Annotated in this window: 18 protein-coding genes and 1 pseudogene; 6 read left to right on the top strand and 13 right to left on the bottom strand. The window is 63.2% G+C overall.

What is annotated here, in order from left to right; genetic code table 11:
• Positions 1 to 239: 239 nt before the first annotated feature.
• The 3 genes from rdgC to sugE all read left to right on the top strand — a co-directional run bounded on the left by rdgC (position 240) and on the right by sugE (position 2,856).
• On the top strand, positions 240 to 1,160 hold the full coding sequence (rdgC, locus tag BLR94_RS24565) for a recombination-associated protein RdgC (protein ID WP_084305884.1): 921 nt from the start codon (positions 240 to 242) through the stop codon (positions 1,158 to 1,160).
• Between the two features lie 192 nt (positions 1,161 to 1,352).
• Entirely contained in the window at positions 1,353 to 2,291 is a 939-nt protein-coding gene (locus BLR94_RS24570) for a bile acid:sodium symporter family protein (RefSeq protein ID WP_084305883.1), read from the top strand.
• Positions 2,292 to 2,538: 247 nt separating this feature from the next.
• Positions 2,539 to 2,856, top strand: a complete 318-nt coding sequence (gene sugE / locus BLR94_RS24575) for a quaternary ammonium compound efflux SMR transporter SugE (RefSeq protein ID WP_084305881.1) — start codon at positions 2,539 to 2,541, stop codon at positions 2,854 to 2,856.
• Between the two features lie 58 nt (positions 2,857 to 2,914).
• On the opposite strand, the gene BLR94_RS24580 is transcribed toward sugE, so the two are convergent.
• From BLR94_RS24580 to BLR94_RS24620, 9 genes are all read right to left on the bottom strand, one after another.
• Positions 2,915 to 4,789: an MFS transporter gene (locus BLR94_RS24580; protein ID WP_084305879.1), complete on the bottom strand. Its 1,875-nt coding sequence runs from the start codon at positions 4,787 to 4,789 to the stop codon at positions 2,915 to 2,917.
• Between the two features lie 113 nt (positions 4,790 to 4,902).
• The gene (locus BLR94_RS24585) at positions 4,903 to 5,793 is read right to left on the bottom strand and encodes a LysR family transcriptional regulator (RefSeq protein ID WP_084305877.1); all 891 of its coding nucleotides are present in this window, start codon (positions 5,791 to 5,793) and stop codon (positions 4,903 to 4,905) included.
• A 323-nt stretch (positions 5,794 to 6,116) separates the two neighbouring features.
• Positions 6,117 to 6,581 (bottom strand): nuclear transport factor 2 family protein, encoded by a 465-nt coding sequence (locus tag BLR94_RS24590; RefSeq protein ID WP_084305875.1) that lies wholly within the window; start codon positions 6,579 to 6,581, stop codon positions 6,117 to 6,119.
• A 68-nt stretch (positions 6,582 to 6,649) separates the two neighbouring features.
• Complete coding sequence (locus tag BLR94_RS24595; RefSeq protein ID WP_084305873.1) at positions 6,650 to 8,716, bottom strand: 2Fe-2S iron-sulfur cluster-binding protein; 2,067 nt, start codon at positions 8,714 to 8,716, stop codon at positions 6,650 to 6,652.
• Between the two features lie 39 nt (positions 8,717 to 8,755).
• Positions 8,756 to 9,373: a glutathione S-transferase family protein gene (locus tag BLR94_RS24600; RefSeq protein ID WP_084305871.1), complete on the bottom strand. Its 618-nt coding sequence runs from the start codon at positions 9,371 to 9,373 to the stop codon at positions 8,756 to 8,758.
• 161 nt (positions 9,374 to 9,534) lie between these two features.
• On the bottom strand, positions 9,535 to 9,864 hold the full coding sequence (locus BLR94_RS24605) for an AzlD domain-containing protein (RefSeq protein ID WP_084305869.1): 330 nt from the start codon (positions 9,862 to 9,864) through the stop codon (positions 9,535 to 9,537).
• Positions 9,864 to 10,574, bottom strand: a complete 711-nt coding sequence (locus BLR94_RS24610; RefSeq protein WP_084305867.1) for an AzlC family ABC transporter permease — start codon at positions 10,572 to 10,574, stop codon at positions 9,864 to 9,866. Before BLR94_RS24610 ends, BLR94_RS24605 begins: the two co-directional genes overlap by 1 nt.
• Positions 10,575 to 10,752: 178 nt before the next feature.
• Positions 10,753 to 11,601, bottom strand: a complete 849-nt coding sequence (locus tag BLR94_RS24615) for a helix-turn-helix transcriptional regulator (protein ID WP_084305865.1) — start codon at positions 11,599 to 11,601, stop codon at positions 10,753 to 10,755.
• A 2-nt stretch (positions 11,602 to 11,603) separates the two neighbouring features.
• Positions 11,604 to 12,173 (bottom strand): GNAT family N-acetyltransferase, encoded by a 570-nt coding sequence (locus BLR94_RS24620; RefSeq protein ID WP_084305863.1) that lies wholly within the window; start codon positions 12,171 to 12,173, stop codon positions 11,604 to 11,606.
• 250 nt (positions 12,174 to 12,423) lie between these two features.
• On the opposite strand from BLR94_RS24620, the gene BLR94_RS24625 reads away from it, so the two are divergent.
• Positions 12,424 to 15,903: a hybrid sensor histidine kinase/response regulator gene (locus BLR94_RS24625; protein WP_084305861.1), complete on the top strand. Its 3,480-nt coding sequence runs from the start codon at positions 12,424 to 12,426 to the stop codon at positions 15,901 to 15,903.
• A gap of 12 nt (positions 15,904 to 15,915) precedes the next feature.
• Here BLR94_RS24625 and BLR94_RS24630 read toward each other — a convergent pair whose 3' ends face one another.
• The 3 genes from BLR94_RS24630 to BLR94_RS24640 are packed head-to-tail and all read right to left on the bottom strand — an operon-like array spanning position 15,916 to position 20,322.
• The gene (locus BLR94_RS24630; RefSeq protein ID WP_084305859.1) at positions 15,916 to 17,034 is read right to left on the bottom strand and encodes a siderophore-interacting protein; all 1,119 of its coding nucleotides are present in this window, start codon (positions 17,032 to 17,034) and stop codon (positions 15,916 to 15,918) included.
• On the bottom strand, positions 17,027 to 18,178 hold the full coding sequence (locus BLR94_RS24635) for an ABC transporter substrate-binding protein (RefSeq protein ID WP_208601367.1): 1,152 nt from the start codon (positions 18,176 to 18,178) through the stop codon (positions 17,027 to 17,029). The genes BLR94_RS24630 and BLR94_RS24635 overlap by 8 nt, the downstream gene beginning before the upstream one ends.
• A complete protein-coding gene (locus BLR94_RS24640) occupies positions 18,175 to 20,322 on the bottom strand; it encodes a TonB-dependent siderophore receptor (protein WP_084305855.1) in 2,148 nt (715 codons plus the stop codon). Before BLR94_RS24640 ends, BLR94_RS24635 begins: the two co-directional genes overlap by 4 nt.
• Positions 20,323 to 20,511: 189 nt before the next feature.
• Between BLR94_RS24640 and BLR94_RS24645 the strand changes: the two genes are divergently transcribed.
• Both BLR94_RS24645 and BLR94_RS24650 read left to right on the top strand, forming a co-directional pair.
• Positions 20,512 to 21,207 carry a TetR/AcrR family transcriptional regulator gene (locus BLR94_RS24645; RefSeq protein ID WP_084305853.1) on the top strand — a complete coding sequence of 232 codons (696 nt, stop codon included), beginning with the start codon at positions 20,512 to 20,514 and terminating at the stop codon, positions 21,205 to 21,207.
• A gap of 298 nt (positions 21,208 to 21,505) precedes the next feature.
• Positions 21,506 to 21,847, top strand: coding sequence for an FKBP-type peptidyl-prolyl cis-trans isomerase (locus tag BLR94_RS24650; protein ID WP_084305851.1), 342 nt, complete (start codon positions 21,506 to 21,508; stop codon positions 21,845 to 21,847).
• Positions 21,848 to 21,872: 25 nt separating this feature from the next.
• On the opposite strand, the pseudogene BLR94_RS24655 reads toward BLR94_RS24650, so the two are convergent.
• Positions 21,873 to 23,698: pseudogene (locus tag BLR94_RS24655) on the bottom strand (glycosyl hydrolase family 28 protein).
• Positions 23,699 to 23,729 lie beyond the last annotated feature (31 nt).

Consider the following 23,729-nt stretch of genomic DNA (forward strand, 5'->3'; position numbering starts at 1 on the left):
TCCAAAGGCTTAGGAATCATCACGGTTTCAGCGCACAAACCTGAGGCTGTCTCGATACAGGGTTGGCCTAATCCACCGCTGGAAGGAATAATGCGCCCTCGCGCTGGTCTGATCGTCGCGCGGCGCATTGAACATCTGCCGCCAGACTGCCCACGCTCTGCACCGATGCAGAAGCCTTGCGCCCGGATTCATGATTTTTTGCGCGCCAAGCGCGCCCGCAAACTGGAGACACACCGCTCATGTGGTTTCGCAACCTGCTGGTCTACCGCCTCACCCAAGACGTTCCCTTCGAAACAGAAGCACTTGAAAAAGCCCTGTCCGCCAAGCCTGCCCGCCCCTGCGCCAGCCAGGAGCTGGCGACCTATGGTTTCGTCGCGCCATTCGGCAAGGGCGCCGATGCGCCGCTGGTGCACGAGAGCCAGGGCTTCCTGCTGATTTCCGCACGCAAGGAAGAGCGCATTCTGCCGGGTAGCGTGGTCAAGGACGCCGTGAAGGAAAAGGTCGACGAGATCGAAAACGAGCAGATGCGCAAGGTCTACAAAAAGGAGCGCGAGCAGATCAAGGACGAAATCGTCCAGGCCTTCCTGCCGCGCGCCTTCATCCGCAAGTCGGCCACCTTCGCCGCCATCGCGCCTGCCCAGGGCCTGATCATCGTCAACGCCTCCAGCCCCAAGCGCGCCGAAGACCTGCTCTCCACCCTGCGTGAAGCCATCGGTTCGTTGCCGGTTCGCCCGCTGACCGTGAAGATCGCCCCGAGCGCGACCATGACCGACTGGGTCAAGGCCCAGCAGGCAGCCGCCGACTTCCACGTGCTGGACGAGTGCGAGCTGCGCGACAGCCACGAAGACGGCGGCATCGTGCGCTGCAAGCGTCAGGATCTGACCGGCGAAGAAGTCCAGCTGCACATGAGCTCGGGCAAGCAGGTCACGCAACTGTCGCTGGCCTGGCAGGACAAGCTGTCCTTCGTGCTCGACGACAAGCTGGTGGTCAAGCGTCTGAAGTTCGAAGACCTGCTGCAGGAACAGGCCGAGCAGGATGGCGGCGACGATGACCTGAGCCAGCAGGACGCCAGCTTCACGCTGATGATGCTGACCCTGATCGAGTTCCTGCCGTCGCTGTTCGAAGCCCTGGGCGGCGAAGACACCCCGCAAGGCCTCTGAGACAGCGCCAATCAGTCAGGTGGACGGCGCCTAGTCCGTCCACCGCGCTACGCTCACATGGCGCACGTCAAAAGCGCATCGCGTCACTGCGCTGCTGTCACCGCTGACACCGGCGGCAGCATCCAACAATAACCAGCTCCGCACGCTCTTGCGGCCGCGGAGCCCGCTACACGTCATTACGGAATCCCCGCCATGTCTGCGCTGATCGCCCTGAGCCGCTTCGTCGGCAACACCTTCGCCATTTGGGTTCTGCTCTTCGCCGTTCTGGCCTTCCTGATCCCCAGTGCGTTTCTGCCGCTGACCTCGTGGATCGTGCCGCTGCTCGGGCTGATCATGTTCGGCATGGGCCTGACCCTCAAGGCCGAAGACTTTCGTGAAGTGGCCCGACGCCCGGGGCGCGTGCTGGTCGGCGTACTGGCACAGTTCATCATCATGCCGGGCCTGGCCTGGCTGCTGTGCAAACTGTTCGCCTTGCCTGCGGAAATCGCCGTGGGCGTGATTCTGGTCGGCTGCTGCCCTGGTGGTACGGCGTCCAACGTGATCACCTGGTTCGCCCGTGGTGACGTCGCCCTGTCGGTATCGATCACCTCGGTGACCACGCTGATGGCACCCGTGGTGACACCGGCGCTGATCTGGCTGCTGGCTTCGCAATGGCTGCCGGTGTCTTTCTGGGCGATGTTCGTGTCGATCCTGCAGGTGGTACTGCTGCCGATCATCATCGGCCTGGTGGTACAGCGGGTGCTGGGGGAGCGGGTCAAGGTGGCGGTGGACATTCTGCCACTGGTTTCGGTGCTGTCCATCGTCGCCATCGTCGCTGCCGTGGTCGCCGCCAGCCAGGCGAAAATCGCCGAATCCGGCCTGCTGATCATGGCCGTCGTGGTCCTGCACAACAGCCTGGGTCTGGGCCTCGGCTACCTGGCTGGCGTACTGACCGGCATGCCGCTGGCGCAGCGCAAGACGCTGTCCATCGAAGTCGGCATGCAGAACTCCGGGCTTGGCGCCGCCCTGGCAAGCGCCCACTTCTCGCCGTTGGCGGCGGTTCCCAGCGCATTGTTCAGCGTGTGGCACAACCTCTCCGGTGCACTGCTGGCGACCTTCCTGCGCCGCATGAAGGACGACCGGGACAAGTGACCGGCACCCTGTAGGATGGGCCGGGCGGCGATCCGCTTCAGCCCACCAAACTGGAATGCCCAGCCCGAACATCGGACGCACAGTGTCCCTAGAGGCATTCCCCACGCGGCGCGTGGGGAACTGATCGGCCCCTCTCTGCGCCTTGCCCGACCAGGCACTTCATGCACAATAGTGGGGCACGCCAGGGACGACCCTGGACTTCAGTGCCTGATTATCGGGGACGACCCCACCCACAGTGGAGTCCCGCATGTCCTGGATCATTCTGTTGTTCGCCGGCCTGTTCGAAGTCGGCTGGGCCGTCGGCCTGAAATACACAGACGGCTTTACTCGCCCCCTGCCCACCTTGCTCACCGTTGCGGCGATGGTCGTCAGCCTGGGCCTGCTCGGCCTGGCCATGAAGGAGCTGCCCCTGGGCACCGCCTACGCCATTTGGACCGGCGTCGGTGCTGTCGGCACGGTGATCGCCGGCATCATCCTGTTTGGCGAGTCCATGGCGCTGATTCGCCTGGCCAGCGTGGCGCTGATCATTTGCGGCCTGGTCGGGCTGAAGATGAGCCACGGCTGAAATGAAAGAGCCCGCCGATTGACGGGCTCTTTCGTTCAGTGCGCAAAGAAATCGCAGCTCAGCGCCTGTCGCCACGCAACGCGGCAACCTCTGCCTGCAGCACCTGGCGTGTGGCCGCTGTTGCCTCGATTGGCGTACCGGCGACCAGATCGACCCGCGACCAGAAGCGGCGGAACAGGCGCTTGCGCGGATCACGACTGAAGAAGCTGCCCCACAACCCGCCCAGCGCCATGGGAATCACCGGCACCGGGTTGTCCTGCAGAATGCGCTCGACACCCGCCTTGAACGCGTCGATCTCGCCGTCGGCGGTCAGCTTGCCTTCGGGGAAGATGCATACCACCTCGCCGTCACGCAGGTACTCGCCAATGCGTTTGAACGCCGCATCGAAGACCAGCAGGTCCTCGCTGCGCCCGGCGATCGGCACGGTACCCGCCGTGCGGAAGATGAAGTTGAGCACTGGCAGGTTGTAGATCTTGTAGTACATGACGAAACGTATCGGCCGACGTATCGCGCCGCCGATCAGCAGGGCGTCGACGAACGACACGTGGTTGCACACCAGCACCGCCGGCCCCTCGTCCGGGATGGCATCCAGCCCCTTGTGCGACACCCGGTACATCGAATGGCCGAGCAGCCAGATGAGGAAGCGCATGGTGAATTCGGGGACGATCTTGAAGATGTAGCTGTTGACCGCCACGTTCATCAGCGAAATGACCAGGAACAACTGCGGGATCGACAGGCCGGCGACGCTGAGAAAGAGGATCGACACCAGCGCCGATACCACCATGAACAACGCATTGAGAATGTTGTTGGCGGCAATCACCCGGGCCCGCTCGTTCTCGGCGGTACGCGACTGGATCAGGGCGTACAGCGGCACGATGTAGAAACCGCCGAACACCCCGATGCCGAGAATCGAGCCCAGCACCCACCAGGCATGGCCATAGCCGAGCAGCGCCAGCCAGTCGTGCGGCTGTGCCGCCTCGGGCACGCCACCCGAACCCCACCACAGCAGGATGCCGAACACCGACAGGCCGATGGAGCCGAACGGCACCAGGCCGATCTCCACCTTGTGCCCGCTCATCCGTTCACAGAGCATCGACCCCAGGGCGATGCCCACCGAAAACACGGTAAGGATCAGCGTGACCACGCTCTCGTCACCATGCAGCCACTCCTTCGAATAGGCCGGAATCTGCGTCAGGTACACCGCGCCGAGAAACCAGAACCAGGAGTTGCCGACCAGCGAGCGGGATACCGCCTTGGGCTGGGTCAGGCCCATGCGCAGGGTCAGCCAGGTCTGGCGCAGGATGTTCCAGTCCAGGGCAAGATTCGGCAACGCGGCGTCTGCACGCGGAATGGCGCGGCTGGTCAGGTAGCCGATCACTGCTACCAGCACCACCGAGACGGCGACGATCACGCCGTAATGGGCACTGGTGAGCATGATGCCGGCGCCGATGGTGCCAGCCAGAATCGCCAGAAAGGTACCCATTTCCACCAGCGCGTTGCCACCGACCAGTTCCTCGGGCTTCAACGCCTGGGGCAGGATCGAATACTTGACCGGGCCGAACAGCGCCGACTGCAGGCCCATGGCGAACAGCACCGCGAGCATCAGCGTGAGGTTACCGAGCAGCACGCCGGCCGCCCCGATCAGCATGATGAATATCTCGAAGAACTTGAGCCGGCGAATCAGCCAGTCCTTGGCGAACTTCTCGCCGAACTGCCCACCGAGTGCGGAGAACAGGAAAAACGGCAGGATGAACAGCATCGCCGCCACGTTCACCATCAGGTCCCTGTCCGTGTCGAGGCTGAGCTTGAAGAGAATCGCCAGCATCAGCGACTGCTTGAAGATGTTGTCGTTGAATGCGCCGAGCAACTGGGTGATGAAGAACGGCAGGAAGCGCCTGCTCTTGAGCAGGGCGAATTGAGATTGCTGGCTCATCGATACCTTCCCTATTGGTGATTCGCTGAGCATTGGACTGCAACTGCCCGAGCAAAGCCACAGCCCCGGGCACTTTTGTTTCCGTGAAACGCCACCTCCACGTTGTGGAGCCTTCAATTGAACAGGGGATTACCGCGCAGCCGCGCCACGGCCAGGTCGACGAAAGCACGCACTTTGGCAGGCGCTTGACGCCCTTCGGGATACAGCACGTGAATCGGCAGCGTCGGCTCCTCGAAGGCGTCGAGCACGATCTGCAGCGCGCCTTCCTGCAGGGCCGGGCCAACCTGATAACTCAATACTCGGGTCACCCCCCAACCGGCGCTTGCGGTGGCGATCGCCGACTCGTTGGTGTTGCAGTGCAGAACCGGGTCGACAACCACCCGCTGCCCCTCGGCAAAACGCCATTCCGGCGAGGCCCAGGCACTTTGCGACACGACGATACGGTGATGTTTGAGATCGGCGGGAGTGGATGGCACGCCATATTTCTGCAGATAGGACGGTGCTGCACAGATCACCCGCCGCACCGATCCGACCTGAATGGCGGTGAAGCCGGAATCTGCCAGATGGCCGATACGCACCGCCACATCGATCCCCTCGTCGACGATGTTCACCGGGCGATCGACGAAGAAGGTGCGCGCGTGCATACCCGGGTAGGCATCCAGGTAATCCAGCACCAGCGGCAGCACGTGCAGGTGGCCGAACATCGACGCTGCGGTGACGGCCAGGCTGCCGGATGGCTCGGCGTAATGGCCGGCGGCGGCCAGTTCCGCTTCGGCGATATCGCCGAGAATGCGCCGACAGTCCTGCAGATAACGGCTGCCCGCATCGGTGGTCTTCACCGAGCGGGTGGTGCGCACCAGCAGCCGGGCGCCGATCAGATCCTCGAGGCCCGCGACGATGCGCGTTACCGCCGGTGCACTCATGTGCATCTGTCGCGCGGTACTGGCGAAGCTGCCGGTTTCCGCGACCTTCACAAATACCCGCATCGCCTGCCAACGATCCATCTGCCTGCCATTCCTCTCGTTTCAGCGTTGACTACGCAATCAGCGCAGCGGTGGAGTATGCCGTATACAGGTGGGCGTCGTGGGAGCGCGCCATGCGCGCGAAATCACGGGCATGGCCCGTTCCCACAGGTAGCCGTAGGGTGGATGACGCTCTTTTCATCCACCATTGCGATTGCAGAACGGTGGACGGGTCGGGCCGCGCAGGTAAAGCGTCGGCTACGCGCCCCGGTCCCCCCCTACGAACGGCTGCTCCCGCCTCGAAGTTATCCATGTCTGTATCGGCCTCGAACTTCACATGCCCATGAAAGATCGTGGCCAGGTTCTCAGAAACCGAAATCGCTGAGGCTCGGGTGATCGTCCGGGCGGCGCCCCAGTGGCCAATGAAACCTGCGGTCGGCTTCGGCGATTGGCTGTTCGTTGATGCTGGCATGGCGTGCGCGCATCAGGCCGTCCTCGGCGAACTCCCAGTTCTCGTTGCCATAGGCACGGAACCACTGTCCGCTGTCGTCGCGATATTCGTAGGCGTAGCGCACGGCGATGCGGTTATCGGTAAAAGCCCACAGCTCCTTGATCAGCCGATAGTCGAGCTCGCGGTTCCACTTACGGGTCAGAAAGGCTTCGGCCTCGCCACGATTGGTGACGAACTCGACGCGGTTGCGCCAGCGAGTGTCGAGGGTATACGCCAGTGATACCTTGCCCGGGTCGCGACTGTTCCAGCCGTCTTCGGCCAGACGTACTTTTTCGATGGCGGATCGTTCGTCGAACGGAGGCAGCGGTGGACGGGACATGGCGGAACTCCTTGCTGTGGGTTGGGGTGTTCGCTCTTCACGCATGACCATTGGGCTGGCCGGTTCGCTCAGAGCGCCAGTTCAATACGCTCGTCACCGGCATGTTGCGGCTGCGCCGGAACCGCGCAGCAGATCAATACCTCGTTGTCGTCGAGCTTCGCGGCGGGCTCCTTCAGGTAACTCACTGCACCTTTGAGCAATCGGGTACGGCAGGTACCGCAGGAGCCTTCGCGGCAGCTGAATTCAGGCTCCAGGCCACGGGCCTCGGCCAGTTCCAGCAGCGTGCCCGATTGCGGTGTCCAGTGCGCTTCCTTCAGCGACTCGCTGAACAGCACCGCCACCGGCCCGGTCGCTGGCGGCACGACCACCGCAGCGGCAGTTGGCTGATCGGGGCGACGCAGCAGAGACGCCGGCCCGAAGCCTTCGGCATGGATGCGCCGGTCAGCGATGCTGTACCCGCGCAGGCCATCGTACAGGCCCTGGGTGAACGCCGGCGGCCCGCACAGGTAGAAGGCGTAGTCGTCGAAGGCCAGAAAGCGGCTCAGCAGCGCCATGTCGATGCGCCCTGCCGCGTTGTAATCGACCCCCGGCTCAGCGCCCTGAGTATCGCCAAGCACCCGCACCAGCCTGACAGCGCCCTGGGCGGCGGCGACCAGCTCAGCGAGCTCACGGTCGAAGGCGCGCTCGGCTTTCGAGCGGGCGGCGTAAAACAGGGTGACCGGCCTGATCCGTTGCCGGCGCCAGCCTTCGTAGACCACATGGTGCAGCATCGCCAGCATCGGCGTGATGCCGATACCACCGGCCAGCAATACCAGCGGCCGCTCCTCCTGCGGATCCAGCGTGAAGGCACCGGCCGGGGCGCGGGCGTCGATCAGATCGCCTTCATGCAACCGATCATGAAGGAACTGCGACACCCGCCCCTCACGTTTTACGCTGATCCGGTAGATGCCAGCGGACGGCGCGACCGACAGGGTGTAGGTGCGAATCAGCGGCTTTTCGCCTTCACCAAGCTGCAGCCGAATCGGCAGGTGCTGGCCTGCCAGGTGCGGCAGCAGCCCCGCGCCATCGACCGGTTCCAGATGCAGAGAGCGGATCGACCGACTTTCCTCGACGATGCGCGCGACCTTCATGGCTCGCCATTGAGTGGCGTACTGGGCGGCGTGCAGCCGGCTCGCGGCCTGCAGCCAGTCACCGGTCATCAGCGAGCTATCCGCCCAGCCGTCACTGCGCAGCGCCCAGCGCAGGGCCAGGCCGGCCGGGCGGCGCACGATACGCCGTGGGCGGAACGTCCACAGCCGCTCGGCGCCTTGGAAGGCGGCGATCTCCGGTGAGTCGAAGATGATCTCGGCCTCACCGCTCATCTGCAGCACATCGCCCGTGGCAAAATCCACGAACAGCAGGCCAGCCTTGCCGTTGAGCACGATGTTGCCAAGGGTGGAGAAGAACAGATTGCCATTGAAATCAGGGATGGTCAGGGTGCCCCCCTCGTCCACGCGGACGAAGCCGGTGTTGCCACCACGGTGGGAGACATCGACCTGCCGACGTCCCTGAACATCGGCATAGGAGGCGACGAAGAACGCATCGGCCTGGGCGATCAATTCACGCGCAGCAGCGTCCAGCGCAGCCAGCTCCTCGACCTCCCCCGCAAATGGCACAGCCGGATCACGGGCGAAGGTGAAATCGCGCTGCTGTATGTAGCGCGGGCAGTTGCCGAAGCTCTGCTCCACCTCGACGCGCAAGCCTTGTGCCCCAGCGGCCACCACGCCGTTCATGCGATTGCGCCGGCGAGTGTGCAGTTCGATCCCCAGCAGCCCGAGTGAGGCGCCTTCGTGCATGCCCCGCCCGACAGGATCATCGGGATGCGGGCGCGCGGCGATATCCAAGGTGCTGGACGTCGGCGACGCCATGAAGCCTGCCCGGCCTTCGAGAATGCCAGCCCAGGCGTCGCCCTTGGCATCCACGCTGCCCAGCACGATGAACGGCAACTGGGCGTAGAACTCACGGTGCTGATCAGGCATGAAGTCACGCACCACGCGCCGGCCGACCGCGTCCATCCGCTCGGCGACACCGAGTTTTTCCTGGATGAGCTTCTCGCCCTGGTGCCACACGGGCGGCTGGTTCGAGGTGTCGTTCATGTGGGTCTCTCCCAGTGACTGGAACGGCATCGGGGCTGTTCAAGCGTCGGCGTTCAGCCCGGCCGGGGTCTGCGGGATGGCGACGAAGCCGGGCAGCGCCTCGATACGCGCCAGGAAGGCATTCACCTGCACGTAGGAGGACAGGTCGACGTTGCCTTCCGGCGCCCGGGCGAGATAGCTGTAGAGCGCCACGTCGGCGATGGTCGGATGATCGGCGGCCAGCCACTGGCGACCTGTCAGGTGGCGCTCCAGGCGGGCGAGCAGTACATGGGCACGAGCGATCACTTCATCGGCGTTGAAGTCGTAGCCGAATACGGTGATCAGGCGCGCCGCAGCCGGTCCGTAGGCCAGTTCGCCGGCCGCGACCGACAACCAGCGTTGCACCGCAGCCGCACCCGCGGCGTCTTCCGGCAGCCAGTCGGTGCGGCCGGTTTTCTTGGCGAGGTAGACGAGAATGGCGTTCGAATCGGCGATGACGACTCCATCGTCCTCCAGCACCGGCACCTGGCCAAAGGGGTTGAGCGCGAGGAACTCAGGCTGTTTGTTGGCACCGCCGGCCAGATCGACCTCGACCAGTTCGGGCTTGAGGCCAAGCAGCGAAGCGAACAGAACGGCGCGGTGGGCATGGCCTGACAGCGTGACGTGGTGAATTTTCATGGTTCGGCTCCTGGTGGACGGTGGGCCGGGAGACGTCCCGATCCATACGACCAGCTTGCTACCGAATCCAAATTCGAGGAATAGGCGCTTTCGACACTACTTTATTGCGAAAAACGGAATAGTCGTACTGCGCCCCACCGCTGCCCGACGCCGGGAAATGTTCAGATCGGCAACTGCCCCATCGCCCAGCGCAACAGAAAAAAGATCACCAGCCCGCCGCCAATGGTCGCCAGCAAATGGCGGGTCAACACAGCGATCATGATGGTCGCCAAGCCGGCCAGCAGGTAAGCGTTGTCCCAGCTCAGCGCCCAGTTGCGCCCGTCGGGCAGCAACATGGCAGGTACCACGATGGCCGTGAGCACCGCGGTCGGCACGTAATGCAGGGCCTGACGCACCGCCTGGGGAAAGCGCAGATCGGGAAAGGCGAACAGGCTGTAGCGGGTGGCGAAGGTGATCGCCAGCATGCCGGAAATCAGGATCCAGTTTTCCATCAGCAAGGCTTCTCCAGCAGTGGACGCTGGCAACGCTCCAGCAGCACGCCGACCACGATGCCGGCAAAGGCAGCGGCCATCAGGCCGAGTTTGTAGGGCAGTTCGTGGCACAGCAGGGCGACCACCGCAGCCACCAGCGCAGCGGCGACCTGCGGCCGATTGTGCAGCATCGGCACGACGACACCGATGAAGGTGGCGATCATGGCGAAATCCAGGCCCCAGGCGGCGATATTCGGTACGGCCTGGCCAAACAGCAGGCCGATCAGGGTGCAGCCGACCCAGTTGCCATACATGGCCAGGCCGGCACCCAGGAAGTACCAGTGCTTGTCGGGCGAATCGTCGCGTTGTGCATAACGCTGCTGCACCACCGCGAAGGCTTCGTCGGTCAGCCAGAAGGCCAGCGGCATACGCCAGCGCTTGGGCAGATGGCGAACGAACGGCTGCAGGGTGGCGCTGTACAGGGCGTGGCGCAGATTCACCACCAGGGTGGTCAGCCACAGCACCGCCAGGCTGGCACCGCCGCCCAGCAGGCTGATGGCGATGAACTGCGCCGAGCCGGCGAACACCAGTACCGACATGCCGACGGTCTGCCAGGCGTTCAGCCCGGCGGCACCGGCCAGGCTGCCGTAGATGATGCCGAACGGCATGGCACCGAGCAGCATCGGCAGCATGTCGCGCAGGCCCTGGAGGAATTCGTGTTGACGGGACATGGGAGGCGGACCATTGAGCATGTGGGAACCCGCTTGCAGGCGATCGAGACTGCCGGAGGCTAGACGGTTGATGGCATGCCGGTCTTGAACGATCTTGCGCAGGTGAGGCGATCAACAGTCCCGTAGCAGCGATGAGCGAAGCGAAAACCTGGACGCGCGACCCTGGGTATCGCTTCGTTCAACCGCAGGCTGCCGAGCCACGTTGACAGGCGTTGCGGTACTCGCCAGGCGCGACGCCATAGGCCTGCTTGAACTGCCGCCCAAGGTGGCTCTGGTCGGAGAACCCCAGTTGCAGCGCCACGCTCAGGGGGGCATTGCCACCGCGCAGCAACGCCCTCGCCTGCTCCAGCCGGCGCTGCTGCAGCCAGGCGTGGGGCGGCAGGCCGGTCGAGCGGCGGAACACCCGGGCGAAGTGAAACGGCGAGAGATTCACTGCGCCAGCCAGCTCTTCCAGCGAAGGCGGCTCGGCCAGGCGCGAGGCGAGCAGCTCCCTGGCCATGCTTACCGCCAGGGGCTCTTGGCCTGCGGTAGCGGTCACCGGTATCTGGGCATGGCGCTGCAACAGTTGCAGCATCACCTCGCGCCAGCGTGTCTGACGCTGCAGAACGCTGACCAGCGGATCCTGCAACTGGCGATGCAGGTCGAGCAGCGCCGGCACCAGCAATTCATCGCGGTGCACACTGCCACGCAAGGCCGGTACCGCGGCGGGCAACTCCAGTTCCTCGAGCAGCGCCAGAAACTGCTGCGGTTCGGGGTAGAAGACCCGGTAGCGCCAGCCATCGTCGGCAGCCTTGCGGCCGGTATGCACTTCGTCCGGGTTGAGCAGGGCCACATGCCCGGCGCTCACCACGTGCTCTTCACCGCGATAGCGGTAGCGCTCGGCGCCCGCCTCGACCATCGCGATGGCGTAGCTCTGATGCACATGAGGCGCATAGCGATGTTCGACGAAACGCGCGGTCAGCAGCTCCACGCCGCCCACATCGGCACAGGAACTGAAGCAGGCCTGCTCTCGATCCTCCGGTTGCATGCTCAGACGCCGAAGCGTGCCTCCAGACCCGCCTTGACTACCGGCCACTCCTGATCGGTGATGCTGTACATCACGGTATCGTCGAGACGCCCGTCGGCCAGGCGGCGATGGTTACGCAGCAGCCCTTCGCGAATGGCCCCAAGCTTTTCGATGGCGCGCTGGGAGCGCAGATTGCTGCCAGCGGTCTTCAGTTGCACGCGCACCATCTGCCAGCTCTCGAAGGCATGGCGCAACATCAGGTACTTGATCATGCTGTTGAGCCCGGTACCGTGCTGGCCGGCATCCAGCCAGGTCCAGCCGATTTCCACGGCAGGCAGGGTCGGTACGAAATCGGCGAAGCGGGTGGTGCCGACCAACTGCTCGCCAAGGCGGATCACGAATGGCAGCGCCCGATCCTCGCGCTGCTCGTGCAGGGCCTGGCGGTACCAGTCCAGGCGCTGGGTACCGCTCATGTAGGCCAGCTCCTGGCGGTTGGCTTCAGCCAGGGTCACCAGCGCCGGAATATCCCCGTCGAGCAACGGCTCGATGCGCAGGGCACCACGTTGCAGGGTGATCAACTGCGGCTTGAACATCGACTCTCTCCACGAACAACGGTGCCAGGCCCATCAGTCTCGCACCGAATAAAGGGTCTGTCTGCCTCGAAAGGGTGCCGCAACGGTACCGCGCCTGCATGTGCGACCTTGGTCGCGCCTGACGTAACGGCACTTTACTGCGACACTACTGCGCTATGTTGTGTGCCTCGCCAAGAGGGCACAAGGGCGTACGCGGGCGCGCCAGGATATCCTCAGCAAGCGTTCCCCCCCAGTTTTTCGCGGAGTCTGCATGTCGCTGTCCAGTTGGCTTATCGCTGCAGTCGCCCTGCTCTACATGACCATCCTGTTCGCCATCGCCTTCTATGGCGACCGTCGGCGCACGCCGCTGCCGCCCCGGGTGCGTGCCTGGGTGTACAGCCTGTCGCTGGCCGTCTACTGCACCAGCTGGACCTTCTTCGGCGCCGTCGGCCAGGCTGCCGAGCAGTTGTGGTCGTTCCTGCCGATCTACCTCGGGCCAATGCTGCTCCTGCTGTTCGCGCCCTGGGTGATCGAGAAGATGGTGCTGATCAGCAAGCAGGAAAACATCACCTCGATCGCCGACTTCATCGCCGCCCGCTATGGCAAGTCGCAGTCGCTGGCCGTCGTCGTCGCCCTGATCTGCCTGGTCGGGGTGCTGCCCTACATTGCCCTGCAACTCAAGGGCATCGTGCTGGGCGTCAACCTGTTGATCGGCTCGGAGACCGATGCCGACGGCACCCGGGCCCAGGACACCGCCCTGGTGGTGTCGCTGATCCTGGCGCTGTTCACCATCGTTTTCGGTACCCGCAACCTCGACGTCACCGAGCATCACCGCGGCATGGTGCTGGCCATCGCCTTCGAGTCGCTGGTCAAGCTGCTGGCCTTCTTCGCCGTCGGCGCCTTCGTCACCTATGGCCTATATGGCGGCTTCGGCGATCTGCTCGGCCAGGCCCAGCGCAACAGCGAACTGGAAGCATACTGGGCGGTGGCGGTGAACTGGCCGGCGATGCTGGTGCAGACCGGCATGGCGATGATCGCCATCATCTGCCTGCCTCGCCAGTTCCACGTCACCGTGGTGGAGAACACCGAACCCCGCGACCTGCGCCTGGCGCGCTGGGTATTCCCGCTGTACCTGCTGCTCGCCGCGCTGTTCGTCATCCCCATCGCCCTGGCCGGGCAGATGCTGCTGCCCGCCGGGGTCAGCCCGGACTCGTTCGTGATCAGCCTGCCGCTCGCCGAAGCCCACCCGGCCCTGGCCCTGCTGGCGTTCATCGGCGGCGCCTCGGCCGCTACCGGCATGGTGATCGTCGCCTCGGTGGCACTGTCGACGATGATCTCCAACGACATGCTGCTGCCCTGGCTGCTGCACCGCAAAAACACCGAACGGCCCTTCGAAGCGTTTCGCCACTGGATGCTCACCGCACGCCGGGTCAGCATCGTGCTGATCCTGTTGCTGGCCTACGTGTGCTACCGCCTGCTCGGCAGCAACGCCAGCCTCGCCACCATCGGGCAGATCTCGTTCGCCGCCATCGGCCAACTGGCACCGGCCATGTTCGGCGCCCTGGTGTGGAAACAGGCCAACCGCCGTGGCGTGTTCGCCGGCTTGATCACCGGCGCGGCCCTGTGGTTCTACACCCTGGTAATGCCGGTGCTGGCGCGTGGCCTCGGCTGGCCGTTGGATATCTTTCCCGGACTGCATACCCTGCTTCACGCGCCGATCGGCGTCGAGGTGGATGCGTTGACCCGCGGCGTGGTGCTGTCGCTGGCCGGCAATCTGACGCTGTTCGCCTGGGTGTCGTTCTTCTCGCGTACCCGGGTTTCCGAACACTGGCAGGCCGGGCGCTTCGTCAACCATGATTTCGGCAGCAAACAGGGCGGCCGCACCATGCTCGCGGTACAGGTCAACGACCTGCTGCTGCTCGCCGGCCGCTTCGTCGGCGAAGAACGTGCGCGGCATAGCTTCAGTCGCTTCGCCGCCCGCCAGGGCAAGGCCTTCAATTCGGCGCAACCGGCCAACAGCGAGTGGATCGCCCACACCGAACGCCTGCTGGCGGGTGTGCTCGGCGCGTCGTCGACCCGTGCGGTGGTGAAGGCGGCCATCGAAGGCCGCGACATGCAGGTCGAGGATGTGGTGCGCATCGTCGACGAAGCCAGCGAGGTGCTGCAGTTCAACCGCGCCCTGCTGCAAGGCGCCATCGAGAACATCAGCCAGGGCATCAGCGTGGTCGATCAGTCGCTGTGCCTGGTGGCCTGGAACCAGCGTTACCTGGCGATCTTCGAGTACCCGGAGGGGCTGATCTGCGTGGGCCGGCCGATTGCCGAGATCATCCGCTTCAATGCCGAACGCGGCATGCTCGGCAGCGGCGATGTCGAGGAAAGCGTCGCCAGGCGCCTGTACTGGATGCGCCGGGGCACCGCGCACAGCTATGAACGGGTATTTCCCAATGGCCGGGTCATCGAACTGATCGGCAACCCGATGCCCGGCGGAGGTTTCGTCATGAGTTTCACCGACATCACCGAATTCCGCGAAGCCGAGCGCGCCCTCAAGGCGGCCAACGAGGGCCTTGAGCAGCGCGTTGCCGAGCGCACCCATGAGCTGTCGCAACTGAACCAGGCACTGACCACCGCCACCGGCGTCGCCGAAGCGGCCAACGCCTCGAAAACCCGCTTTCTCGCCGCGGTCAGCCACGACTTGATGCAGCCGCTGAACGCTGCCCGCCTGTTCTCCGCGGCCCTCTCCCACCAGCAAGAAGCGCTGCCCCGGGAAGCTCAGGAGCTGGTGCGCCATCTCGACAGCTCACTGCGCTCCGCGGAAGACCTGATCAGCGATCTGCTGGACATCTCGCGCCTGGAAAATGGCCGTATCACCCCCGATCGCAACGCCTTCGTGCTCGATACACTGTTCGACACCCTGGGCGCCGAATTCAAGGTGCTGGCGGCGGAATATGGCGTCGACTTCCACAGGCAAGGCAGCAAACTGCGGGTCGACAGCGACATCAAGCTGCTGCGCCGCGTGCTGCAGAACTTCCTCACCAACGCCTTCCGCTATGCCAAGGGCCGCGTGCTGCTGGGCGTACGCCGGCAAGGCGGGCACCTGCGCCTGGAAGTGTGGGATCGCGGGCCGGGCATCGCCGAAGACAAGCGCCAGACCATCTTCGAGGAGTTCAAGCGTCTGGACAGCCACCAGACCCGCGCCGAAAAAGGCCTGGGCCTCGGACTGGCCATCGCCGACGGGCTGTGCCGGGTGCTCGATCACAGCCTGGAGGTGCGTTCCTGGCCGGGCAAGGGCAGCGTGTTCAGCGTCACCGTACCGATTGCCCGCAACCAGTCACCACCTCTGCAGCGTCTGCTGCCCGAAGGCAGTGGGCAGTTGCTGACCGGCACCCAGGTGCTGTGCATCGACAACGAGGAAAGCATCCTCACCGGCATGCACAGCCTGCTGTCGCGCTGGGGCTGCCAGGTATGGTCGGCGCGCAACCGCGCCGAATGCGAGCGCTTGCTAGACGGCGAAGTGCGTCCGCACCTGGCCCTCGTCGACTATCACCTCGACGAGGGCGACACCGGCACCGAGCTGATGGCCTGGTTGCGCACTCGCCTCGGCGAGCCGGTACCCGGCGTGGTGATCAGCGCCGACGGCCGTCCCGAATTGATCGCCCAGGTGCATGCCGCCGGCCTGGATTTCCTGCCCAAGCCGGTCAAGCCAGCGGCCCTGCGCGCGCTGATCAGCCGCCATCTGCCGCTACGTAGCTGAGTGTCAGGCGGCTCACTCAGCCAGATAGGCCTGACCACCGACTTCGATGATCTGCTCCTCGCTCAGGCTCAGGTGCCAGTGTGAGTAAAGCACCTGCTGTGCGGCTGCCAGGCCCAGCTCACGCCTCAGGTAGCGATGAATGGCGGAAAAGGCTCGGTATTCGCAACCGCCCCAGAAGAAGACGTCACTTAGGTCGGCGGGCCAATCGATACGCTGTAGCGCCTCGAGCAGCAGGGTCGTGGTTCCCGGCATGGCATCATGGCGCAACAGCCATTGCAACTGCACACCCAGCGGTTTCGTCAACGACAGGCACTCGCCTGCGTCCTGCACTTCAATCAAAGCCTTGCCACGCGCATCCTGCGGGAGCGCCTCGAGGATACGCGCAATCCCCGGCAAGGCTGTTTCATCTCCCGCCAGCACAATGAACGAAGCAGCCTGCAGGCCACCGGCGGCAGGGCCTACAATCCCTACCTGATCTCCCCGGCAGGCGGCCATTGCCCAGGAGGTGGCGGGCCCGACGGCAGGATGCAAAGCAAAATCGATGGTCAAGCGGCCACGTTTGGCATCCAGCTCACGAATGGTGTAGACCCGGGTGTGCATCTTGTCACCGAGCCAGATCACACGCCCCTGGTCATCGACCATCGGCCAAACCGGCTCATGCTCGCCCTTGGGCACAAAGATCAGACGGCAGTGCATCTGATCGTCACGCTGAAAGTGCCCCAGATCCGCCCCCTCGAAAACAATCCGCCGCAGCCGCGGAGTCAGCATGACTGTTTCTACAACGTGGATCACCCGCAGATCCTCGACCACAGCCAGGCCCGTCATATCTCCCTGCCAGCCGATATGCAGGCGCTCATTCGCCGCGATAAAGCCGATAAGTCCGCCCAAAGCCAGCTTCATGCGGTTGAGGCCGGCACGATCCGTCGTTTCCACCTCAATCAGCAGTTGCTGTGGCTTGATACTGAGCGTCGCCTGGGCAAAAGAGGCCATCACCCTGTAAGCATCACCATACTTGTTCACACTCATGTCATGGGTGGCGATGGACGCCAGTATGTCGTGCAGATAATCCTGTACCCTGGGAAAGTCGATACGGGCAAACGCCCGGTAGCGTTCGTTCGTCGATTCAGTCATTTACAGCATCCTCCAGAGACACCCACAAAGGCCCATCGAGAGGCACGAGAAGGAACCGGCGGTTGATTGTCCTCAGCGTCTCGGCAGGGTCGAGATCATCGAATGGTGCAGGGTGCAACCACTTGGCCACCACCTCGATGAACAGGAGATTGAGCAGGGGCATGCTGATCAGCCCCGTCCAGATGCCATGAACGCGACGCTCACGACTACTCGGCAAACCAGCGAAGCCCGTGCGCCCTAGCAAGCCCTGTAATCCTTCGCGCCCCCGCGCCGGTTCAATACCCGGGCCGATGGCCGGGCGACCACCGGACTCCCAGCCTCCGCCCGATGCGATGTAAACCGCGAACGGCGTCGATAGCAGGTACTCCAGTTGCAGACGCTGGAACCAGGGTGCCTGCACGGCCGGCAATGGCTGACCACCGGCGAGCGACAGCAGTTGCCCCCAGACCTGCGTCCCTGCGGCCCAACAGCAGTCATCCAGGGTCGATTGCACCTCAAGGTAAGTCGTCACCGGCGCCTGGTTTTCCAAACGCTGCGCAATAACGGCCACGCGTTGCTCGACGAACGCCGAATAGGCCAAGGAACGCTCGCCTTGCCGGAAAATCTCACCCCAGAGTTGCAGGTGGCGGGATGAGTTGACCAAGGGTGGTGTGGTATGGGCACCTGCATCGTTGCTCGACACATCGCTCAGCAGCACCGGGATCCCGGCGCTGCGCATGAGTTCGAAGAACGCAGTACGGGCATCGCCGGCCGGTAACATATAGTCGCTCGCGACCAGTAGGTCGGGGGCGATGCTGATGATCCCCTCGGTGCTGATCGAGGCTGGCGTCTGCTTACCGACCTCGGTGATCGTTCGCCTACCGTCGAAACGCGCAATCAGGTCGGGGCTATCGAGACGGTCGATAGCCGCCCAGCCGACCAACAGTTGCGCCGGATCGGGATGGAACAGGGCCATACTGAGGATATCGCGCGCCTCCAACAGGACGATGCGCTTGGGCACGCCCAACAGTTCGACCTGGCGCCCCGCCAGATCGGTGATCCGGTAGGTGGACTGCCCCATGACGCCTGCGGGCAGGAAGCCACACAACCCACCCAAGAGCAAACCACTGCAGAATTGACGGCGATCAATCACGTTGATGCTCACCAGCGATAGCGCAGGCCCGCAATGACCTGACGGCCATTGCCGTACTGGCAATAGAAGTTCGAGCTGCAGCTGGAGTAGTAGGTCTTGTCCAGCGCATTGTTCAGGTTTACGTGGCCTTCCAGCGCCGGCAGTTGCAAAAGACTCTTGCCAAAGTCGTAGCGCACCCCAAGGTCAAGCAGGGTATAGCCGCTGGCCTTGATCTCGTTGGCATTGTCGGCGTAGCTCGATCCGACCGTGCGCACGCCCGTCCCCAACGCCAGGCCATCAAGCAGGCCGCGGTTGAAGTGGTAGTTGACCCAGGTCGAAGCGAAGTAACGGGGAACGGCCTGGGGTCGATTGCCTTCGTTGGCGGTCATGGCTGCATCGACCACCGCAACGTCCAGCACCGTCAACGCCGTGATCAGCTCAATGTTCGAGGTCAGGTCTCCACGCGCCTCCAGTTCGATGCCACGGGAGCGAATGCGGCCCTCCTGGGTATTGAAGCCGACCTGATCGGGCACAAGCGCATCGCGCTGCTCGATATCGAACAGCGACAGGGTGTAGAGCATCTGTTCGCCTGGCGGCTGATACTTGACTCCGACCTCATACTGACGGGCCTTGCTGGGCAAGAACGGCGAGCCGTTGGTATCGACTCCGACATTGGGCTCGAACGAAGTCGAGTAGCTGACGTAGGGGGAGATGCCGCTGGCGAAGGCGTAAAGCAGGCCAGTGCGGTAACTGCTCGCCTCGCTCGACTGATTGCTCTGCGTCTGGGTCAGGCGATTTTCCGTATCCTGCTTGGTCCAGTCGTAGCGGACGCCCAGCAGGGCACGAAAACCGCCGAAGCTCATCTGATCCTGCAGGTAGAGGCCAGTCTGGCGAAGGGTCTGCTGACTATCGATCAGGGTAGTCAACGATCCAATCGCTACACCGTACTGCGGATTGTTCAGATCCAGAGAGGGCGCCAGTGCCCAGTTGTACTGCCAGTAGCTATCGACATCCTGATAGTCGATACCCAATAGCAGCCGGTGGTCGACGGCGGCGGTGGCAAAGTCGAATTGGGCCTGATTGTCCAGCGAAAGACCGTGAACCTCCTCGATCGACTGCAGCGCCTGGCGCGCGATAACGCCGCTGCTGCTCAAGGGCGCGAGCATCTGCAACGACTGAAAATCGACATCGACGGACGAATAACGGGCACGCGAGCGCAGTGTCAGCATGTCACTGGTGCGGTGCTCGAACTGATAGCCAATGCCCTGCTGTTCCCGCGAGAAGGCGTCGTAGTCTGGATCGCCGATGTTCAGGCTGCGCCCCAAAGCATCTCGATATACCGAAGGTGCCAGGAAGGTGGGGTACACCGAGTTGAAGTACCCGCCCTCCGGATCTTTCTGATAATAGCCAGACAGGGTCAGGTAGGTATCAGCATCCGGCTGCCAGGTGATCGAGGGAGCCACGGCGTAGCGTTCCTCCTCGACATTGTCGTAGCGCGAGTCGGCATGTCGGCCTATGACGCTCACCCCATATTGCAGCGAACGGCTTTCGTTGAATGCACCTCTTGAGCTGATACCCATTTGCTCGCGCCCATCGGAGCCCATCTCCAGCAAGACCTCATGGGCGGCTACGGCGGATGGCTGGCGGCTCACCTGATTGACTAGGCCTCCGGGGCTAACCTGACCATAGAGCAATGCCGAAGGCCCCTTGAGCACATCGACATGATCGAGCAGATAAGGGTCGATGGCTGACTGGGCGAACGCTTGGCCACGCGGCAATTTCAAGCCGTCGAGAAAGCTCACGTAGTTGGTAGCCGTGCCGAATGCGCCAAACCCTCGTAGAAACACCGAGTCATAACGCCTGTTCGTATCACGATCGGATAGCACCCCGGCAGTGTAACGCAGCGACTCGCCGACAGTTTGCGCCGCTTGGTCATCGAGCTGCTTGCGGGTAATGGTGGATACCGACTGAGCCGTCACGACCAAAGGCGTATCGGTTTTGCTCGCCGAAGAAGACACCAGCCTGACCACCTCCTCGCTGCTGTCGGCAACTTGGCTGGCCTCCACGTTCACAGGCAGCAGCTCGATCCGGACTTCATCTGCCTGCCCCACTGCCGAGACGACGAGCCACCCCGACGCCACCGCAACCATCGCTACTCCACGTACCTCGACTGCCATACGCCCTCCACAACCGCGAATGAAAAGAAGTCTCAATATCGATAATTACATAACTGGACATTACCGTCCAGTTATAATCGAGAAACAAACGCATCTTCCCAAAAGGCCTGCAACCGGCCTGGGAATTTGCAACCCCATGAAGACTTGCCAGACAATGCACGGCCTAGGAAAACGAGCTACCACTGCCAAATGGAGAAACCACCTTCACCTCACGTCTCCCTAGCCACGGAGCGGATCACACCCCCATCGCCTGGTCGATCGCGTGGCGGCCGGCCGAGCCGGCAGGCTGTCGTACAGCTGGAACAACGGATTCTCGATGTCGCTGCGGAGCTGTTCGCCAAACAGGGATATGCTGCGACGTCAATGGAGCAGGTTGCCGAAGCCTGCCAAGCCGGCAAAGACACCATCTACCGCCGATACCCCTCGAAAGGGGCATTGTTCGGTGCGGTGATGGCTCATTTCAGAGCCCCCGTCCTCGACGAACTCGAGCGCTGCCTGAGCAACCCTGGCTCCGCCCAAGAGCAGTTGCGCCGATATGCACGCGCCCTGCTCGATATCAACTTGCGCCCACAACTGGTGGCGCTTAATCGCGTCGCGCTGGCGGAGGCCCTACCAGCCAAGGGCGTACAAATGCCAACCGGCGAGAATGACCCGATACTGCAGCAACTGACGCAGCTCGTCGCACAGGCGCAAGCCAGCGGCGATCTGATCGAAGCGGATACAGCGTTCATTGCTGAACAACTGCTTTATGCCACCGCCATACGCCCCCTGGTGAGCACCATGCTCGGTCAGTCGGCATTTGCAGATATCACCTCGCAGCAGCGGTATTTCGATCAAGCCTGGCGCCTGTTCATGCGTGGTGCGGGCCAATCCTTCGAGGATTGATCAACTAGACCGATTACAGCCTTGGCACTGGATTTGGCGCCAGACAGAGATGCATGAGGCATGGCAGTTGCCGCTGGCCAGCTCGGCGCCCTCTCAGCGTGCAGCTCTGTGGCTCAAAGATCCCTTGTCCCAGAAAAACATCAATTACCGTCAACTCGTCGAACCCTGCAGCCCGCAAACTCGCCCCCTGCGCGCCCTGATCAGCCGGCATCTGCCTCTACAGTGAACGCCAAGGGTCTTGCCAAGCGCGCCGTTTCTTGCGAAAAGGCAGGCCCTCGGCAACCAGCGGACAACCGATATGAGCGATGAACTGCGCGTGGAAGACCTGCAAGTAGGCGATGGCAAGGCAGTGGTCAAGGGCGCGCTGATCACCACCCACTACCGCGGCTGGCTGGAAGACGGCACCGAGTTCGACTCGTCTTACTCCCGCGGCAAGCCCTTCCAGTGCGTGATCGGCACCGGGCGAGTGATCAAGGGCTGGGATCAGGGGCTGATGGGCATGCAGGTCGGCGGCAAACGTCGCCTGTTGGTACCCGCGCACCTGGCCTACGGCGAGCGCTCGATGGGCGCGCATATCACGCCCAATTCGAACCTGCGCTTCGAAATCGAGCTGCTGGAAGTGCTGACGCGGGACGACTGAGCCACCCGCGTCCGCGACTGGCCATCTACTGCTTTGGCTGCGGCTCGACGCGTTCGAAGCTGAGCCCTTCGCTACCCTCGATGCTCCAGGGATCGCCCTGGCTACCGACGAAGCTGACGTCGCTGAAGCGCGAATTGCGCAGGCCGTCGATCTGCGCCCGGCCTTGCCCTTGAAGCGTACCTGCTCGAAGGCGACGTTCTCGTGGAAAGCGTCGTGGGCGCTGTCGCCCTTGACCTGAATTGCCGCACCGGCAGCATCTTCCACCGTCACGTTGGCCACGCGAATGTCGCGAAACTGGCCGGGAACGGTCGAACGCTGGTAATCGAGGATGGCGTTGGGGTCGTGGTAGTCGAGGGTCATGATCACCCCCTGCTTGACCGTATTGCGGACCGCCGAATCGCGAAAGGTGACGTTACGCGCACCGCCGCCCATGAAGTTGGTGCTCTTCATGCGCAGCCCGGTATCGGTGCCATCGGACACGTTGTCTTCGGCGAGGATGTTCTGGATCCAGCCGCCGGTGTGGCTACCGGCGACCACCATGCCGTGCCCGCGACGGAAGTAGTTGTTGAAGATCCAGGCATCTTCCTGAGGCGGCTGCCTGGTCGCATCGGCGCCGGTGCCCGAGGCGAAGTTGACGCAGTCGTCGCCGGTGTCGAAGAAGTTGTTGAAGAGCATGGCGCCCTTGCTGTTGGCGAACTCGATGCCATCGCCATTGTTGGCGTCGTAGGTCTTGTGCACGGTGCCGGCCATCACCACGTTCTCGGTCTCCAGGTTCATGATCCCGTGGTAAGCCGGATTGAGTACGGTGAAGCCGCCGTAGAACAGGTTGCTGACATTGCGCAGGGTCATCAGTGACGAGCGCATCTGCCCGTAGGCGTCCTTGACGATGATCCCCCGCGCCACCGCCTTCTCGACCTGGTCCCTGGCCAGAATGCCGTCTTCCCCGTAGCGGGTATTGTCACTGGCGCGGTAGAACGGCAGCGCATTGCCCAGCTCATCACGGTTGTCATCGTTGCGCTTCCAGCCGTTGCCGTCGATGGTGCCCTTGCCGACGATGCGGATGTTCTCGAACGACTGATGCTGACGCGGATCGCGCGGCAGTGCGTTGATCAGCGACGCCGGCCGTACCATGGTCGAATAGGGATACTGGATATAGCCCTCCAGCGGGTAATCCTCGCTGCGTTCCGAACCCAGCAAGGTCGCACCCTCGGCGATCTCCAGGGTCATGTTGCTTTTCAGGTACAGCGCGCCGGTCTTGAACACGCCCGCCGGGATCAGCACCTTGCAGTTCAGGGAACAGGCATCGATGGTCTTCTGGATGGCCAGGGTATTGAGCGTCTTGCCGTCGCCCTTGGCGCCCTGATCCTCGACGTTGAAGACATCAGGCTGCGCCGTGGTGCGTTGCATCAGCACCGGGCTGTCACCGGACTCGCGCCCTTCGGCATCCACCGAGCGCACGGTGAAGCGATACTCGGTCTCGGGTTTCAGGCCAGCCACGGTGTAATTGTGGATGGAAATACGGTGATGGAAGTTTTCCGTATCGGCCTCGTAGAACCGGTCGATATATGGCTTGGCTGGCGAATGCTGGTCATTGTTGGCGCTGGCGCCACCCAGGCGCTTGCCGTCCATATAGACGTGATAGTCGACGATACCGGCGGCGTTCTCCGGCTTCTCCCAGACCAGAATGATCTGCCTGTCGTCATAGGCCAGGGTCGGCACCTGAATCTTGCGTGGCGCTTCGAGTGCCAGAGCAGAAACACTGAACAGCAGCGCAAGAGGTACGACAACATATTTTTTTTGGCGTAGCGAACCTTGCGCCCCAGACGCAAGCGAGCTCTCGATGAGCGGCATATTCTTATCCTTGTTATGGCCAATCCATTGA

It is taken from the genome of Phytopseudomonas flavescens, assembly GCF_900100535.1.
Taxonomy (GTDB): Bacteria; Pseudomonadota; Gammaproteobacteria; order Pseudomonadales; family Pseudomonadaceae; genus Aquipseudomonas; species Aquipseudomonas flavescens.

What these genes read in the sequence shown, in the direction of transcription:
- BLR94_RS24645 (WP_084305853.1), top strand. Translation starts at nt 20,512, where the DNA reads ATGGAGAAACCACCTTCACCTCACGTCTCCCTAGCCACGGAGCGGATC.
- rdgC (WP_084305884.1), top strand. Translation starts at nt 240, where the DNA reads ATGTGGTTTCGCAACCTGCTGGTCTACCGCCTCACCCAAGACGTTCCC.
- BLR94_RS24570 (WP_084305883.1), top strand. Translation starts at nt 1,353, where the DNA reads ATGTCTGCGCTGATCGCCCTGAGCCGCTTCGTCGGCAACACCTTCGCC.
- BLR94_RS24630 (WP_084305859.1), bottom strand. Translation starts at nt 17,034, where the DNA reads ATGACTGAATCGACGAACGAACGCTACCGGGCGTTTGCCCGTATCGAC.
- BLR94_RS24580 (WP_084305879.1), bottom strand. Translation starts at nt 4,789, where the DNA reads ATGAGCCAGCAATCTCAATTCGCCCTGCTCAAGAGCAGGCGCTTCCTG.
- BLR94_RS24600 (WP_084305871.1), bottom strand. Translation starts at nt 9,373, where the DNA reads ATGAAAATTCACCACGTCACGCTGTCAGGCCATGCCCACCGCGCCGTT.
- BLR94_RS24650 (WP_084305851.1), top strand. Translation starts at nt 21,506, where the DNA reads ATGAGCGATGAACTGCGCGTGGAAGACCTGCAAGTAGGCGATGGCAAG.
- BLR94_RS24620 (WP_084305863.1), bottom strand. Translation starts at nt 12,173, where the DNA reads ATGTTCAAGCCGCAGTTGATCACCCTGCAACGTGGTGCCCTGCGCATC.
- BLR94_RS24595 (WP_084305873.1), bottom strand. Translation starts at nt 8,716, where the DNA reads ATGAACGACACCTCGAACCAGCCGCCCGTGTGGCACCAGGGCGAGAAG.
- sugE (WP_084305881.1), top strand. Translation starts at nt 2,539, where the DNA reads ATGTCCTGGATCATTCTGTTGTTCGCCGGCCTGTTCGAAGTCGGCTGG.
- BLR94_RS24585 (WP_084305877.1), bottom strand. Translation starts at nt 5,793, where the DNA reads ATGGATCGTTGGCAGGCGATGCGGGTATTTGTGAAGGTCGCGGAAACC.
- BLR94_RS24615 (WP_084305865.1), bottom strand. Translation starts at nt 11,601, where the DNA reads ATGCAACCGGAGGATCGAGAGCAGGCCTGCTTCAGTTCCTGTGCCGAT.
- BLR94_RS24625 (WP_084305861.1), top strand. Translation starts at nt 12,424, where the DNA reads ATGTCGCTGTCCAGTTGGCTTATCGCTGCAGTCGCCCTGCTCTACATG.
- BLR94_RS24590 (WP_084305875.1), bottom strand. Translation starts at nt 6,581, where the DNA reads ATGTCCCGTCCACCGCTGCCTCCGTTCGACGAACGATCCGCCATCGAA.
- BLR94_RS24605 (WP_084305869.1), bottom strand. Translation starts at nt 9,864, where the DNA reads ATGGAAAACTGGATCCTGATTTCCGGCATGCTGGCGATCACCTTCGCC.
- BLR94_RS24640 (WP_084305855.1), bottom strand. Translation starts at nt 20,322, where the DNA reads ATGGCAGTCGAGGTACGTGGAGTAGCGATGGTTGCGGTGGCGTCGGGG.
- BLR94_RS24610 (WP_084305867.1), bottom strand. Translation starts at nt 10,574, where the DNA reads ATGTCCCGTCAACACGAATTCCTCCAGGGCCTGCGCGACATGCTGCCG.